We start from the raw sequence: 15,511 nt of genomic DNA, 5'->3' as shown, positions 1-15,511 counted from the left end.
CCCGCCTAGCTGTTCGGGCCGCGGTCCATGCTGACAGGTTGCCAGCGGCGGAGCGCGGTGTCTTGCAGCACCGACGGATTGACGCAGCTTACCGGCCACATGCCCTGAAGCACCAGTGACAATTCGTAGCCCACCCGGCGCTTGCGCGCCTCGTCGAACCGTGCCGAGGCGGAGGCGACGTGGGCGGTCAGGGTCACATTCTCCATGCCGAGGATGGGGTTGTTGTGCGAGGGCGGCTCCTTCTCCAGCACGTCGAGGGCGGCATGGGCAATCCAGCCCTCCTGAAGCGCCTTGATCAAGCCTTCCTCGTCCACGGTGGCGCCGCGACCGGTGTTGATGAAGACCGAGCCCTTCTTCATCTGCCGGAAGTGCTTCTCGGTGAGCATGTGATGCACCTCGGGCCGGGCGGGGGCGTGCATCGAGACGAAGTCGGATTGCGACAACACCTCGTTCAGCGTCGCCGGAATCACGCCGTGGTCGGACATCAGTGTTTCCTGGATGAAGGGATCGTAGGCCATCATCCGCAGGCCGAAGGGAGCTGCGCGTTTCGCAACTGCACGCGCGACGCGGCCGAACGAGATGAAGCCGAGCGTCTGGCCCATCAGCCGCGGAATCTTCGACAATGCCGGCCGGCCCTCGGCCCAGCGGCCGCTGCGCACCATCCGGTCCTGCTCGACCGCCCGCCGGAAGCCCGCGAGCAGCAGCATCATGGCGTGGTCGGCGACCTCCTCGATGAAGGTGTCGGGGATGTTGGTGACGGGAATGCCACGCGCGGTCGCGGCCTTGATGTCGACGCTGTCGACGCCGACCGAGCCGAGCGTAATGACCTTGCAGGTCTCCAGCGCGTCGATAATGGTCTTGGTGATCGGGATGCCCTTGGCGTAGATGGCGTCCGCAGTCTTGGCGGCGGCGATGAACCCGGCCTCGTCGGCCGGCGCCTCGACGATCTCGGCGTCGATCGGATCGAGCGCCTCACGCTCGTAGGAATAATCGCTGCTCGCGACCGTGAAGCTCGCGCCCTTCGGCGTCACCACCCTGTATTTCGGCATTTCCTGCTCCCGATTTGGTTTCTTGTTGTGACCCGGACTTTGCGCGAGTCTTTGCGTCTTTTACGCGAAATCGGGGCGGTTGCGTACAATCGGCGGTTGCCGTGGCGGCGATTGTGCGACGGCCCCGACGTTTCCTCCGTGCCTTTACGGGGCGCTCCGTAACAGGTTGCTAAGGGGTCGCCACTAAAAGTTGTTTCAATTGCGATCGATTCGCTCGTGCGTCCTTGTCCTTTTGTTGCCGGAGCCATCCCGTGAAATTGAGCAATCTGAAGATCGCCCCCAAGCTCGGCATTCTCGTCGGCGTCACCTTGTTCGGCCTGTGCATCTCCGGATTTCTCGCCGGCTATCTGATGAAGCGCGAGATGGTGAATGCACGCGTCGAGCAGACCAAGGCCATCGTCGAGGTTGCCCGCAACATGGCCCTCGCTCTCAAGAAACGAGTCGATGCCGGCGAAATGACGAAGGACGCGGCGATGGCCGAGTTTCGTCTGCTCGGCAACGCGATGACCTACGACAAGGGCGCGGGCTACCTCTTCGGCACTTCGTATGACGGCATCACGCAGCTTGCGCCCGACCCCAAGCAGGTCGGCCTGAACCGCATGAGCAATCTGACCAACGGTCGCAATCTTTCCAAGGAATGGATGGATGGCGTCAAGGCCAACGGCGAATTTCTGCTCTTCTACGAGTTCATGAAGCCCGGCCAGGAAACGCCGATCCGCAAGATCGGCTACGCGGTGGCCGTGCCCGGCTTCGACATGTATCTCGGCACCGGTGGCTATCTCGACGATATCGACGCCAAGATGGTCCCGATCTACTGGCTGCTCGGGCTTGCCATGCTCGGCATCGTCGTCGTCGCGGGCAGCGTCGCTTGGGGGCTTGGCCGCAGCATCAGCCGTCCCTTGGCGCTGCTCGGCGCCCGCATGAAGGATCTCGCCGAGGGCAAGCTTGAGGGCGACATTCCCGGCGTCGGCCGTGGCGACGAGGTCGGCGCAATGGCGTCGACCGTCCAGATCTTCAAGGACAACGCACTGCGCATTCGCGACCTCGAGAAAACCGAAGCCGATGCCAAGGATCGTGTCGCGGCGGAACGTCGCAGCGCGATGGAGGGTATCGCCAGCGATTTCGAACGCAGCGTCAACGGCATCGTCCGCTCGGTCTCCTCGGCCGCGACGGGCATGCAAGCCACGGCGCAATCGATGACCGCGACCGCCAGCGACGCCTCTTCGCGTGCGGCGACCGTCGGCGCGGCCTCGCAGAGAGCGTCGGGCAATGTCGGCACGGTCGCCGCGGCTGCCGAAGAGCTGTCGAGCTCGGTTGCGGAAATCTCGCGCCAGGTCACCCGCTCGACCGAAGTGGCGAGCCGCGCCGTCAACGACGCCGAGCGCACCAATGCCACGGTGCAGGAACTCTCCACCGGCGCCGAGAAGATCGGCGAGGTGGTCAAGCTGATCCACTCGATCGCGGCGCAGACCAATCTGCTCGCCCTCAACGCCACCATCGAGGCGGCGCGTGCCGGTGAGTCCGGCCGCGGCTTCGCCGTCGTCGCTTCCGAGGTCAAGGCCCTCGCCAACCAGACCGCCAAGGCGACCGAGGAAATCTCCGCCCAGGTCGCGGCGATGCAGACTTCGACCAGCGATGCGGTCGCCGCCATCGGCGGCATCACCCAGACCATCGCCGAGATGAGCGAGATCACCGCGGGCATTTCCGCGTCGATCGAGCAGCAGGGCGAGGCGACCCGCGAGATCGCCCGCAACATCCAGTCGGTCGCGGCCGGATCGAACGAGATCAACGCCAATATCGGCAGCGTCACCTCGGCCGCGGAAGCGACCGGAACGGCGGCAAGCGACGTGCTCACCAACGCCCGCGAGCTCGACAGCCAGTCCGGCGCGCTGCGCAGCGCAGTCGACGGCTTCCTCGCCAAGGTGCGCGCGGCGTAAGGCTTGCACTGAATTCGTAAGGTGGGCAAAGACGCGAGGCGTCGTGCCCACCTTTTCTTTTTGAGTTCGCGGTAACTTCTCGGTGGGCACGCTTCGCTTTGCCCACCCTACGAGACCGCCCTACTGCTTCTCGATCCCCGCCCCGCGGATCAGCTTCTCCCACAACACCAGCTGTTCGTTCACGAACGTGCCGAGCTGTTCCGGCGTGCCTGAAAACGCGTCCATGCCGAGGGTGGCGAGCTGCGCCTTGATCTCCGGCTTCTCGACGATCTTCCGGATCTCGGCGTTGAGTCGCGTCACGATCTCCTTGGGCATGCCGGCGGGGCCGAAATAGCCCTGCCACGACGAGATGTCGAAGTCCGGCACGCCGGCCTCTTGCATCGAGGGCAGGTTCGGCACCAGCGACGAGCGGTCCTTTGTCGTGACGGCGAGCGCGCGTAGCGCGTTGCCCTGGACATGCGGCAGGCCGGTCAGGATGTCCACGAACATCATCGAGACGCGGCCGCCCATGACGTCGTTGAGCGCCGGCGGCGAGCTCTTGTAGGGCACGTGCAGGAGGTCGAGCCCGGCATTATGCGCAAAGGTCGCCCCCGACACGATCGCCGAGGACGAGCCCGAGGCGTAGCTCAGCTTGCCCGGATTGGCCTTGCCGTAGGCGATGAGCTCGCCGACCGTCTTGGCCGGCACCTCCGGGTGGATCACCAGCATGAAGGGCAGGTCGCCGGTGCGCGCGATCGGGGTGAAGTCCTTGACCGGATCGTAGGTCAGGCTCTTGAGCAGATAGGGATTGGCCGAATGCGTGGTGTTGGTGGTCACCAGCAGCGTGTAGCCGTCGGGCGCGGCGCGCGCGACATAGGTGGCGGCGATCATGCCGTTGGCGCCCGCCTTGTTCTCGATGACGATGCCGACGCCGAGGGCCTGCGACAAATGCTGCGAGATCAGCCGCGTCGTGGTGTCGGTGCCGCTGCCGGCCGCGAACGGCAGCACCAGCGTGATGTTGCGGCTCGGATAATTGTCGGCCTGCGCAGCGGATGCGCCAGCGAGACAAAGGGCGGCCGTGGCGATGGCACGCAGGTTTCGGATCAACGCTGAAAGCATGTCTGGTCGTTCCCTCTTTTTTCGTTGGCGGGGAACCTAGCGTCTCCTCGTCGAAATCGGAAGGCGCGAGTTTGTCGCCTCGTCTCGCGGTGCGGAATTACTTCACCGCAGACCCTTGGCGCGAGGCGATCACGACGCCGGCGAGCACCAGCAGGTAGCCGATCAGGTGGAACGGCTGGATCTTTTCGCCGAGCAGCAGGATCGCCATCGCCGAACCGAACACCGGCACCAGATGGAAGAACGGCGCGGCGCGGTTCGGGCCGATCAGCGCCACGCCCCGGTTGAAGAACAGATAGGCCAGCGTCGAGGGAAAAATCAGGATGTAGCCCAGCGTCGCCAGCGTCACCCCGTCGAGTTGCAGAACGCGGCCGCTCCAGGCTTCCCAGATCGCGGTCGGCAGCAGCATCGTCGCGCCGCAGCAGGTGGTGAAGGAGAGAAATGAGAGTTGGTGGATCTTCGGTCGCCGCGGGATGAAGGCAGAGTAGATCCCGAACGCCACCAGCGAGGAGGCGAACATGATGTCGCCCCTGTTGAAGCTGATACTCGCGAGCGCGGCGAGATCGCCGCGCAGGATGATGATCAGCACGCCGAGCAGCGAGATCCCGATGCCGGCGAGCTGCGCACCGGTCAGCCGCACGCCGAACAGCACCAGCGACCACAGCGCCACGAACAGTGGTCCGGCCGATTGGATCAGCAGCGCGTTCAGCGCCTCCGTGTACTGCATCGCCCAGTACGAGATCGCGTTGTTGAAGGCAAAGCCCACCAGCGACAGGAACAGCATCAGCGGCAGGCTCTTGCGCAAGTTCGGCCAGTCGCGCTTCAGATGCGGCCAGGCGAACGGCAGCAGGATCAGGAACACGCCGAACCAGCGGATCGTGGTCACCGTCAGCGGCGGCACATGCGCACCGACGTGGCGCGCGAGCACGATGTTGCCGGCCCAGAACAGCGAGCTCAGGCTGAGCAGCAGATAAGGCTGGTTGTTGAGCCAGCTGGCCGCATTGGAGGCGGGTGGCGCGGGCGAAGCGATCGTCATTGGCGTTCGACGCGAGCTTGCGCCGGATTTAAGTCGTGACACAAGTCACGCGGCCGCAATGCTACAATGCAGGCATGACCAGAGGAGGCGGCATTGGCGGTTAATATGTTGAACATCGACGGCCTGGATCGGCTCGATCGGCATGCACCGGTGGTGATGTTGAACCTGATGCGCTTCCACGCGCGCTCGGGCGACGGCGACGGTTCCGGCTGGGACGCCTATTTGCGCTACAGTGCGGTCACAGTGCCGATGATCAAGGCGCGCGGCGGCACGCTGCTCTGGACCGGCGACGCCAAGGCGGTCGCGCTCGGCCCGCAGCAGGGCAACGACTGGGATTTCGCGGCGCTGGTCTATTATCCCACGGTTGCGGCTTTCATCGACATGATGACGTCGGAGGCCTACGAGACCGAGGCCGATCCGCACCGCGTCAACGCCTGCGCCGAGCACGTCATCATTGCGACCAGCGAAGCGTACAGCAAGTTCAAGGTGAAGTAGCCTTGGCTGCCGCGCGGCACGGCGCTTTCCTTCTCCTACGACGGAGAAGGAGGACCTATGCCGCCTGCTTCCGTGACGCCACGAACACGCCGGCCAGCACCAGCGCGAAGCCGATGAAATGGAACGCCTGGGGGTGCTCGCCCAGAAACACCATTGCCATGATCGAGCCGAACACCGGCACGACATGGAAGAAGGGCGCGGCGCGGTTGGCGCCGATCAGCCGGACTCCGCGATTGAAGCAGAGATAGGCGAGCGTCGAGGGGAACACCGCGACATAGAACAGGGTCAGGAGGTTCGGCCCGTCGAGCTTCATCATGGGGCGCGCGGACAGCTCCCAGATCTCCAACGGAATGAGACAGGCAGCACCGCAGCCGAACGTGAAGGCGAGGAACGACAGGCCGTGCATCGGCGGCCGCTTCAAGGTCAGCACCGAATAGAGCGCGAAGATGATCAGCGCGACGACGAAGATGAGGTCGCCCTTGTTGAAATCGATATTCGACAGCGTGGTGAAATCGCCATGCAGCAGGATGATCAGCACGCCGCACATCGACAGCAGCACGCCGAAGGCCTGCGCCGCGGTAAGCCTGATACCGAGGATGGCGAGCGACCACAGCGCCACGACCAGCGGCGCGGCTGACTGAAGTAGCAGCGTGTTGAGCGCCTGCGTATGCTCCAGCGCCCAATATTGCAGCGTGTTGAAGGCGCCGATGCCGGTGATCGAGAGTGTGACCATCAGGCCGAGCTTGCCGCGGATCGCGGGCCAGTCCTGCGCAAGGTGTTTCCAGGCGAACGGCAGCACCAGCAGGAAGGCGAAGAACCAGCGCAGGAACGACAGCGTCACCGGCGGAATGTGACCGGCGGCGAGCCGTCCGACGATGGCATTGCCGGCCCAGCACAGCGCGGTGATGCTGAGCAGCAGGTAAGGCTGGTTGGCGATCCAGTTGTGGCCGGACGTGGCGGCGCCGGTGGTCTCGTCGGTGGCGGACATTGTGATCGTTGTGGCCCCGCGTCATGCGCCAAGCCTCCAGCCCGGCGGCACCCGGGCCGGTTCAGACCCGGCCCGTTCAAAGACACGGAAATCCGGCCGATATCAATGGCGCGAGGCGCATCGCGTCCATGCACGGCGGCGGCCGGAACCCGCTCAACCCTTCAGTCCGGCACGGATCGCAAACGGCTTCACCAGTTCGGCGCAGGCGAGATAGACGACAACCAGAACCGCGATGCCGGCCATCATGAGCGGTGGCGGCGCAACAAAGCCGAACCAGGCACCGAGCGGCGTGAAAGGCACCACCATCGCGACCAGCAAGGCGACCAGCGATGAGACGGACAGCACCGGATCGGGCCAGCTGCGCCACGGTCGGCCGTTGGTGCGAATGATGAAGATCACGAGGATCTGCGTCGCCATGGATTCGATGAACCAGGCGGTGCGGAATTCGTCCGGCGACGCTTGAAACAGCAGGATGAGGGCGCCGAAGGTCAGGAAGTCGAAGACCGAGGACAGCGGCCCCATGATCGCGGCGAAACGCACCAGCCGCGTCATGCTCCAGACCTGCGGCTGCGCGGTGGCCGCGCGCGAGACCTGGTCGAAGGGAATGCCGAGCTCGGAGAGATCGTAGAGCAGGTTGTTGAGCAGAATCTGCGTCGGCAGCATCGGCAGGAACGGCAGCGCCATCGAGGCGATCGCCATCGACAGCATGTTGCCGAAATTCGAGCTCGCGCCCATCCGGACATATTTCATGATGTTGGCGAAGGTGCGCCGGCCCTCTTCGACGCCGTCGGCAACGACTTCGAGATCCGAGGCGAGCAGGATGATGTCGGCGGCGGCCTGCGCCACGCCGGTCGCGCCTTCGACCGACAGGCCGATATCGGCGGCCTTCAGCGCCGGAGCGTCGTTGATGCCGTCGCCCAGGAAGCCGACCACCGCGCCGCCGGCCTGAAGGGCCTTCACGACGCGCGACTTCTGATCGGGCGCAAGCCGGCCGTAGGCGTCGGTCGATTGAACCTGGACCGCCAGTGCTTCGTCGCTGAGCTCGGCGATGTCGGCTCCCGATAGGACGCGGTCAGCGTTCAGCCCGACCAGGCCGGCGAGTCGCTTCACCACCACCGGATCGTCGCCCGACAGGATCTTCAGCGTGATGCCGGTTGCCGCGAGCCGTGCGATCGCGGCCGCGGCCGTCGGCTTCGGCGGGTCGGCGAAGGCGCAAAAACCTTCGAAGACGAGATCGGTCTCGTCGGCGGTCTCGACTTCGCGGGTTGCGCCGGTCCACGGGCGCGAGGCGATCGCAATGCTGCGTAGCCCTTCGCTCGCGAGCTCGTGCACGCGGGCGATCGCGCGGGTCCGGGCGCCGTCATCCATCACGCACAGCTCGAGCACCGCCTCAGGCGCGCCCTTGACGATGAGCAGCGCGCCTTCGGGACCGGTCGCGAGCACGGATCCCAGCCGCCGTGAAAAGTCGAACGCCTGCCTGCCGGCGAGGGTCCAGCCCTGTGCGGCATTCGACTGGCCGGCAACCAGCGCCGCGTCGAGCGAGCCGCGATCGCCGCCGAGTTTCGCGGCGATGGCGCCGAGCCGCGCGGCGCGGGCATCGTCCTTGCCGGCGGCATCGAGGCTCTTGGCCAGCGTGATCTCGGCCGAGGTCAGCGTGCCCGTCTTGTCCGTGCACAAGACGGTCATGGCGCCAAGATCGTGGATCGCGGCGAGGCGCTTGACGATCACCTTGCGGCCGGCCATGCGCAGCGCGCCGCGCGACAGCGTCACCGTGGTGATCATCGGCAGCAGTTCCGGCGTCAGCCCGACCGCGAGGGCGACGGCAAACAGCAGCGAGTCCATTACCGGGCGGCCGAACACCACGCGGACGCTGAGCACGACCAGCACCAACGCCAGTGTGGCGCGCGCGATCACGAGGCCGAATTCGCGCAAGTCGCGTTCGAACGGCGAAGGCGTCTGGGCCTCGGCAAGCGCGGAGGCCGCCGCTCCGAACACGGTGTCGCGTCCGGTCCTGACGACGAGCGCGATCGCCTCGCCGGTTTGCGCGACGGCGCCGCGAAACAGTGCATTCGACGTGTCGTCCGGGTCGGTGATGGCACCGGCGCGCTTCTGTACCGGATAGGGTTCGCCGGTGAGCGCCGCTTCGCCCGCGGTGAAGGCTGTGCTCTCCAGGACGAGCGCGTCCGCGGGAATGATGTCGCCTGAACGGACGCGCAGGATGTCGCCCGGCACCAGCCGATCGACGTCGATCTCGCGGAAGTCGTTGTCACGTCTGACTTCGGCCTTGAGCGCAACCGATCGGCGGAGCACTTCCGCGGCCTGCAACGCATGGCCTTCCTGAACAGTGTCGAGCCCGATCGAGAGCGCGAGTATCAGGACAATGATGAGCCCGCCGATATCGTCGCCGGTGAGCATCGAGACGATGCCGGCAACCAGCAGAATCAGAGACAGCGGCTCCAGCAGCCGGCGCATGATCGCGCGCGCCGCCCCCTCGACGCGTGGCCGCGCGTCGCTGTTCGGCCCAAAGCGATCGAGGCGCTCGGAGGCGTCCGCGGCGGTCAGGCCGGTGAGGCCGCAGCCCAGTCGCTTGCATAATTGATCGGGTGAAAGATGCCAGAAGCGGTCGTCGGCGTGCGCTGGACTGTCCGACAAGCAAGGCCCCCGATTCGAATTGTCTCGTCAGGCAAATGCCTCGAAATTCGGTGTAACCTGTTGACCTACCGCAATTTGGATGGCCGCGAGCGCCTGGCTTCGTTGGCATCTGCCGACTGAAACGACGTGCTGCAGGGCATTGACCTCGAGCTCGACCATTGCTGCGACCGCATCATCGAAGTGGTCGACGGCCGCATCCGGGCCTAACGTCGTAGAGCCCGTCCGACAAAGCGGATTTTTAGGGGATATCAAGGGCTTGGATAGCGCATTGGGCCCCGAAAAAGCCCCGTTCTTGCTTGCTTACAGAGGCTGCATCCTTTATCCGGTTGGCTGCCTCGCGTTCGAGCGGCCCCGGCCGTGATTGGGCTGGGCGCATCTAACAGATTGCATAGGGATTACCCGCGAATGGCCAATGTTGTCGTCGTCGGCGCCCAGTGGGGCGACGAAGGAAAGGGCAAGATCGTCGACTGGTTGTCGGAGCAGGCGGACATCGTCGTCCGTTTCCAGGGCGGCCATAACGCCGGCCACACGCTGGTGATCAACGGCAAGACCTACAAGCTGGCGCTGCTGCCCTCGGGCGTGCTGCGCGAGCAGAAGCTGTCGGTGATCGGCAACGGCGTCGTGTTCGATCCCGCCGCCTTCCTCGACGAGGTCACCAAGCTGCGGTCGCAGGGTGTCGCGGTCAGCCCGGACAATCTTCGGGTCGCCGAGAACGTCACCCTGATCCTGCCGCTCCATCGCGAACTCGACGCGCATCGCGAATCCGCCAATGCGGCGACCGCGATCGGCACCACCCGCCGCGGCATCGGCCCGGCCTACGAGGACAAGGTCGGCCGCCGTGCCATCCGCCTGATGGACCTCGCGGATCTCGACACGCTGCCGCACAAGATCGACCGGCTGCTGGCGCATCACAACGCATTGCGCCGCGGCCTCGGCCTGCCGGAGTTCGACGGCAAGGAGATCCTGAAGGAATTGACCGCGCTGGCACCTCAGCTGCTGCCTTATGCCGAGACCGTGTGGCGGTTGCTCGACATCGAACGGCGCGCCGGCAAGCGCATGCTGTTCGAGGGCGCGCAAGGCGCGCTGCTCGACGTCGATCACGGCACCTACCCTTACGTCACCTCGTCCAACACGGTGGCGGCGCAGGCCGCGACCGGCTCGGGGCTCGGCCCCGCCGCGGTCGGCTATGTGCTCGGCCTCTGCAAGGCCTATACGACCCGCGTCGGCCAGGGCCCGTTCCCGACCGAGCAGGACAACGAGACCGGCCGCAAAATCGGCGAGCGCGGCCGCGAGTTCGGCACCAATACCGGGCGCCCGCGCCGCTGCGGCTGGTTCGATGCGGTTCTGGTTCGCCAGGCGGTCCGGACCTGCGGCATCAACGGTCTGGCGCTGACCAAGCTCGACATTCTCGACGGCTTCGACACGATCGAGGTCTGCACCGGCTACAAGCTGGACGGCAAGGAGATCGATCATTTCCCGGCGGGCGAGGGGGCCCAGGCCCGGGTCGAGCCGATCTACGAGACCATCGAGGGCTGGAAGGAGCCGACCGCCAATGCGCGGTCCTGGGCCCAGCTGCCGGCCCAGGCGATCAAATATGTCCGCCGGATCGAGGAATTGGTGGGGTGCCCGGTCGCACTGCTTTCCACGAGCCCTGAACGCGAGGATACTATCCTGGTACAAAATCCGTTTGAGGCTTAACGATCTCTTACCGGGACGCGCGTATAATTGAGTAGAAATGGCTGATTACTATCCGCTGATCGCCCGCGCTATTGCCGCCCTGGACCCCAACGCTCCCGGCGAGAGCCGTCGCGCGCTCTACGAGCGGGCGCGCACGGCGCTGATCGCGCAGCTCCGCAGCGTGCAGCCGCCGCTCTCCGAATCCGAGATCACCCGCGAGCGGCTTTCGCTGGAAGAGGCCGTCCGCAAGGTCGAATCAGAGGCTGCCCAGCGTGCCCGCGAGGCCTCGCGCCCCGGTGGCAGCGCCCGCAGCAGCGGCAGCGGCGATGCCTTCCGCCGCGCCAGCACCCGCGCCACCGAGGGCAACGCGCCCGCGCCGCAAAGCGCTGCCCCGCCGCGCACCCGTCCGGCTCCGCCGCCGCCGCGCGCCGACCGGCCCTCCTTCAATGTCGATGACCAGGGCGACGCCCCGCGTGCGCCGCGGGCTCCGCGTTTCGACGCGCCGCGGCAGCCGGGTCCGTCGGCACCGCCGTCGATGCCAGAGCCTCCGCCGGCCGGACGTGATCGCGCCGGTGGGCGCCGTCCGCCCGACATGGGACCTCCGCCGCCGCTGCCGCCGGCACCGGGCGTGCGCGGCTTCCGCGACATCACGGCCGACGCCAACGATCTCGGCGGCGCCGCCGCGCAGGCCAACCGCGCGGCGCGCCGGACCTACGCCAACGTGCCCTCGCCCTCGCCGGAATTCGATCGGCTCGAGCCGAGCCTGGAAAATCGCGCCGCCGGAGCGGACGCGCCGTATTCCTACGACGAATCGATCGAGGAAGCTGAGCGCTACGCGCCGCAGTCGCAGCCGCCGCGTCCGCACATCCCCGTTCTCGACCGCGAACCGAAGAAGAAGCGCGCCCGCGCCCGCACCGGCTCCGTGTTTCCGTTCAAGAGCGCGATCGCCGTCGGCATCGTGCTGATCCTGGTCGGTGCCGGCATCCTGTGGGGCAAGCAACTGGTCCAGACCGCGACCAACCTGTTGAAGTCTTCGCCGACGCAAGTGGTGGAGGCGCCCAAGGATTCGTCTCAGCCGCAGAGCAAGCCCAAGATCCCGGATCGCGTCGGCCAGCCCTCGGCCAGCGACCAGCCGGTCGCGCCGGTGGCGCAGAAGGTCGTGCTCTACGACGAGGATCCATCCGATCCGAAGGGCAAGCAATATGTCGGCTCGGTGGTGTGGCGGCTCGAGCCGATCAAGGCGTCGGGCAACCAAAAGGCCGACGTCGCCGTGCGCGCCGACATCGAGATCCCCGATCGCAAGTTCAAGATGACGATGTCGTTCCGCCGCAACACCGACTCCTCGCTGCCGGCGAGCCACACCGCGGAGCTGACCTTCGTCCTGCCGGCGGACTTTTCAGGCGGCGGCGTCGCCAACGTGCCGGGCATCCTGATGAAGTCGAACGAGCAGGCACGCGGCACGCCGCTCGCAGGCCTCGCGGTCAAGGTCACCGACGGCTTCTTCCTGGTCGGCCTCTCCAACGTCGACGCCGACCGCAGCCGCAACGTCCAGCTCCTGAAGGAGCGCTCCTGGTTCGACGTGCCCCTGGTCTACGCCAACCAGCGCCGCGCCATCATCGCCATCGAGAAGGGCGCTCCCGGCGAGCGCGCCTTCAACGACGCCTTCGCGCAGTGGGGCGACTAGATCTCTACTCCGTGAGACCTCTGCATGGTTCGAGACGCCCGCCTCGGCGGGCTCCTCACCATGAGGGTTTGATATCTCGCCGCGAAACGAGACCTCATCCTGAGGGCCCGCCCCTTGGGCGGGCGTCTCGAAGGATGGCCGCAGGTACGCTCTCTCTCTATTGCGCCGTGGCTTCCCGCTTGCGCGATGTCGCGGCGGCGTGCTCGCGGTCCATCACGGCGCGGCAGCCGGGGCTGACCTGCGACCTGTTCCGTACCATGCAGGCGGTGATCCTGGGGATGTCGGGGATCTCACTGGAGCACAGCCGCATGGCATCGCCCGAGCACATCTGCTGCGCTTCGGACGAGAACGCGACGCCCGGCGAGGTCGGGATTGCGATGGTGGTGGCGAGGGCGAAGAGAGTTGCGATCGTCTGATTGCGTGTCATGCAGAATGCGTCCCCGAGTTCCGTGGGCTTGAGCCACTTGATTTTGGGGCGCCGCACGCGGCTTGACCTGCCGCATGTCTCAGCCATCACGCCGGGACCTCAATCCCGCATGTGGTTGCTCGATCTCTCGTGATGTTCGAATCGAAAAGTGCTGCGCCGCCCGAATCAAGTATGCGCCATTGTCGCGCGGCCGCAATGCCAAGCGAAAAGGAATTCGCAATTGTTGCGCGCACGTCACGCACAATGCGACTCGCATGCGATCAGATCAACCGATCGGAGGATGCGCTCGCTGGTTCCGCATCGCTTGCGCCAAGGGCTGCGTGCTCTTCGACCGCCGTAACGCCCTTTGCCGTGAGCTCGAACAGATCGCCGTCCTTCATCACGTAACCGTCGGCGATCAGCTCGCCTATCTTGCCGTGCCGGTCGTCGGCAAAGGCGATGGATTGGCTGATGTCCCTCAGGATCGAGAGCTGTTCGTCGCGCAACATGGCTTCACTCTCCGTTCGCCGGGGATGGTTCCGGTCCTCACATGCCGTGGCTCTGAAAGACCTTGCTGCAAGACCGCGACAGTTTGGCTCGGTTGGCTTGCAGGCAATTCTGCACCGCACCGTCATTGCCGAGGTCCTTGCGGCAGAAGCGCGAGGCGTCCCGCGAACAGGCTTGCTGCTCCTGCGGCGAACCCATATGGCCTTGTGCGAGAGCGGGCGCGTTCGACAGGCCGCTCACGGCCGTCAGCGCGATCGTCGCCAGGAAGAACAGTTTGCGGGACATCGGCGGCTCCAAATCTGACAGGTGAGTTTCAGGTCCTGTCTGAACTCGTCGCTATGCGGCTTGTTCCCAGGGCAGAGCCCGCGCCGCCGCTATTCAAGGTTCCTGCGGCGCTGCTATAACGGGGCGAAGGATGAGGGTGCCTGATGAAACGCTATCTCGTGTTTGCGCTGGTTGGCCCGTTCGTGGGCGGGTTCCTGCTGCTGCTGACGACGACCTATCAGTCCGGCTATTGGACCCAGACCAGTCTCGCTGAGGTCGGCAAGCTGTTCGCGGTGTTCTTCAAATCCCTGCAATACAGCTATCTGTTCGGCTTCCTGCCCTCGCTGATGATCGGGGCGGTCGACGACATCCTGGTCCACATCCGGCGGATCGGCCCGGTGCTGCGGATGCTGCTGGTCGGCGTGTTCGCCTTCATCCTGGCCTCGTTGACCTATAGCTCGCGCGGGCCGGACTCGGGCGCGGTGCAGTTCATCCTGTACGGCCTCGTCGGGTTCGTGCCGGCGGTGATTTCATCCTGGCTCGTGCACAGATATGTCGCGGAGCCGCAGCCGGCGGCGGCACCGACTTGAGGGCGCGACCTTCGATCACGCCGCAGCAACCTCCGCCGTGCTGGTGCGTTCCCTACAGGCCATGACCATGTCCGATGACGATATTCTTGCCCCGCGTCGATCCCATTCGGGAAGCCGCCCGGGTGCGGCCTCTTCGGGCAGCGAGGGGCGTGGGCCGATCATCGATCAGGACGGTCGTGAGATCCGGCCCGAAACACTGGAGCAGGGCTTTCGCGAGTTTCGCTTCGAGTTCGGCAAGGACAGTCCCTTCGCCGGCAACCCGTTCGGCAATCTGACGCGCGAGCAGCGGATCGCGCGGATCGAGGCGATCGCAAAGCTGCTCGACGTGGCCTTCGTGCTGCCCGGAACCAATATCCGCTATGGCATCGACGGCTTGATCGGACTGATCCCCGTCGTCGGTGACATCATCACCACCGCGATCTCGCTCTGGCTGGTGCGAGAGGCGAGGGCGCTCGGGGCGCCCTGGTACATCACCGCGCGCATGCTCGGCAATGTCGCCCTCGACGGCGTCGTCGGCATCGTCCCGTTCGCGGGCGACGCCTTTGACGTCATGTTCCGGGCCAACATGCGCAACGTGCGCCTGCTGCGCCGCTGGCTCGACAAGCAGCCGCGCATCTGACACTCCCGAAAATGCAAAAAGCGCGGCGGCCTTTCGGCCACCGCGCTTTCAGCGCACATCGGAGGTGCTTTACGAAAATTTACGCCGCGTCGGCGGCGTCGGTGCTGGCTTCCACCGGCTTGCGGTGACGGGGCAGCGGGAAGGCTTCGCTCTCATAGAGCGAACGGATGCCGTTCTGGTCGAAGCGCGCTTCCTCGACCTGAAGATAGGCGCCGTTCAGCGAGTCCGTCGGCAACTGCTCCATCGCGAACTGCACGGCTTCGGCCGCGGTGCCGAACCGGCGATAGGTGAAGCCTGCACGCTTCTTCTTGCGGATCGCAGCGGGGAAGAGTTCGGCGGAAGTGTTGAAGTTGAACGGACGCAATGGACGCATGGTCAAAGACCTCGTGATCTCTCTGGGGCTTTAAGCGCGTGGGGTTGGGACGGGCAGAGGCCACCATTGAGTGGGCGCCGCACATGTCATTTTCGTCCTCTAATATAGCTCGTTTTGACAAAATTGCGACCCCCGCGAT

General features: G+C 65.7%; 15 protein-coding genes. 6 read left to right on the top strand and 9 right to left on the bottom strand.

All coding sequences use genetic code 11. The annotated features are described in order from the left end of the window. Positions 1-5: 5 nt before the first annotated feature. A complete protein-coding gene (locus tag BRA1253DRAFT_RS16745; protein ID WP_007596209.1) occupies positions 6-1,049 on the bottom strand; it encodes a C-terminal binding protein in 1,044 nt (347 codons plus the stop codon). Positions 1,050-1,300: 251 nt separating this feature from the next. Here BRA1253DRAFT_RS16745 and BRA1253DRAFT_RS16740 point away from each other — a divergent pair, with 251 nt between their 5' ends. Further along, positions 1,301-2,986: a methyl-accepting chemotaxis protein gene (locus tag BRA1253DRAFT_RS16740; protein ID WP_007596208.1), complete on the top strand. Its 1,686-nt coding sequence runs from the start codon at positions 1,301-1,303 to the stop codon at positions 2,984-2,986. A gap of 120 nt (positions 2,987-3,106) precedes the next feature. Here BRA1253DRAFT_RS16740 and BRA1253DRAFT_RS16735 read toward each other — a convergent pair whose 3' ends face one another. Both BRA1253DRAFT_RS16735 and BRA1253DRAFT_RS16730 read right to left on the bottom strand, forming a co-directional pair. Further along, positions 3,107-4,084 (bottom strand): tripartite tricarboxylate transporter substrate binding protein, encoded by a 978-nt coding sequence (locus tag BRA1253DRAFT_RS16735; protein WP_007596206.1) that lies wholly within the window; start codon positions 4,082-4,084, stop codon positions 3,107-3,109. A gap of 97 nt (positions 4,085-4,181) precedes the next feature. Further along, positions 4,182-5,117 (bottom strand): DMT family transporter, encoded by a 936-nt coding sequence (locus BRA1253DRAFT_RS16730; RefSeq protein ID WP_007596204.1) that lies wholly within the window; start codon positions 5,115-5,117, stop codon positions 4,182-4,184. Positions 5,118-5,222: 105 nt separating this feature from the next. Here BRA1253DRAFT_RS16730 and BRA1253DRAFT_RS16725 point away from each other — a divergent pair, with 105 nt between their 5' ends. After that, the gene (locus BRA1253DRAFT_RS16725; RefSeq protein ID WP_007596202.1) at positions 5,223-5,612 is read left to right on the top strand and encodes a DUF1330 domain-containing protein; all 390 of its coding nucleotides are present in this window, start codon (positions 5,223-5,225) and stop codon (positions 5,610-5,612) included. A gap of 55 nt (positions 5,613-5,667) precedes the next feature. Here the strand turns inward: BRA1253DRAFT_RS16725 and BRA1253DRAFT_RS16720 are convergent, their stop codons facing one another. Both BRA1253DRAFT_RS16720 and mgtA read right to left on the bottom strand, forming a co-directional pair. Continuing rightward, entirely contained in the window at positions 5,668-6,600 is a 933-nt protein-coding gene (locus BRA1253DRAFT_RS16720; RefSeq protein ID WP_007596200.1) for a DMT family transporter, read from the bottom strand. Positions 6,601-6,753: 153 nt separating this feature from the next. Continuing rightward, on the bottom strand, positions 6,754-9,252 hold the full coding sequence (mgtA, locus tag BRA1253DRAFT_RS16715) for a magnesium-translocating P-type ATPase (protein ID WP_007596198.1): 2,499 nt from the start codon (positions 9,250-9,252) through the stop codon (positions 6,754-6,756). Positions 9,253-9,657: 405 nt separating this feature from the next. On the opposite strand from mgtA, the gene BRA1253DRAFT_RS16710 reads away from it, so the two are divergent. Both BRA1253DRAFT_RS16710 and BRA1253DRAFT_RS16705 read left to right on the top strand, forming a co-directional pair. Beyond that, positions 9,658-10,950: an adenylosuccinate synthase gene (locus BRA1253DRAFT_RS16710; protein WP_007596197.1), complete on the top strand. Its 1,293-nt coding sequence runs from the start codon at positions 9,658-9,660 to the stop codon at positions 10,948-10,950. Between the two features lie 37 nt (positions 10,951-10,987). After that, positions 10,988-12,613: a hypothetical protein gene (locus BRA1253DRAFT_RS16705; protein WP_007596195.1), complete on the top strand. Its 1,626-nt coding sequence runs from the start codon at positions 10,988-10,990 to the stop codon at positions 12,611-12,613. Between the two features lie 157 nt (positions 12,614-12,770). Here BRA1253DRAFT_RS16705 and BRA1253DRAFT_RS16700 read toward each other — a convergent pair whose 3' ends face one another. The 3 genes from BRA1253DRAFT_RS16700 to BRA1253DRAFT_RS16690 form a co-directional block, all read right to left on the bottom strand. Continuing rightward, a complete protein-coding gene (locus BRA1253DRAFT_RS16700) occupies positions 12,771-13,040 on the bottom strand; it encodes a hypothetical protein (protein WP_245285936.1) in 270 nt (89 codons plus the stop codon). A gap of 260 nt (positions 13,041-13,300) precedes the next feature. Continuing rightward, the gene (locus tag BRA1253DRAFT_RS16695; protein ID WP_007596192.1) at positions 13,301-13,528 is read right to left on the bottom strand and encodes a hypothetical protein; all 228 of its coding nucleotides are present in this window, start codon (positions 13,526-13,528) and stop codon (positions 13,301-13,303) included. Between the two features lie 37 nt (positions 13,529-13,565). Continuing rightward, positions 13,566-13,811, bottom strand: coding sequence for a cysteine rich repeat-containing protein (locus tag BRA1253DRAFT_RS16690; RefSeq protein WP_007596191.1), 246 nt, complete (start codon positions 13,809-13,811; stop codon positions 13,566-13,568). Between the two features lie 143 nt (positions 13,812-13,954). Here BRA1253DRAFT_RS16690 and BRA1253DRAFT_RS16685 point away from each other — a divergent pair, with 143 nt between their 5' ends. Then, positions 13,955-14,380: a DUF5413 family protein gene (locus BRA1253DRAFT_RS16685; protein WP_007596190.1), complete on the top strand. Its 426-nt coding sequence runs from the start codon at positions 13,955-13,957 to the stop codon at positions 14,378-14,380. Positions 14,381-14,441: 61 nt separating this feature from the next. Next, positions 14,442-14,999 (top strand): DUF4112 domain-containing protein, encoded by a 558-nt coding sequence (locus BRA1253DRAFT_RS16680; protein ID WP_088941332.1) that lies wholly within the window; start codon positions 14,442-14,444, stop codon positions 14,997-14,999. 79 nt (positions 15,000-15,078) lie between these two features. On the opposite strand, the gene BRA1253DRAFT_RS16675 is transcribed toward BRA1253DRAFT_RS16680, so the two are convergent. After that, complete coding sequence (locus tag BRA1253DRAFT_RS16675; RefSeq protein WP_007596188.1) at positions 15,079-15,372, bottom strand: hypothetical protein; 294 nt, start codon at positions 15,370-15,372, stop codon at positions 15,079-15,081. Positions 15,373-15,511 lie beyond the last annotated feature (139 nt).

The sequence above is a fragment of the Bradyrhizobium sp. WSM1253 genome, from assembly GCF_000244935.1.
Lineage (GTDB): Bacteria > Pseudomonadota > Alphaproteobacteria > Rhizobiales > Xanthobacteraceae > Bradyrhizobium > Bradyrhizobium canariense.
Note: the sequence above shows the minus strand (reverse complement) of the source record. Positions and strands in the feature narration are given on the sequence as shown.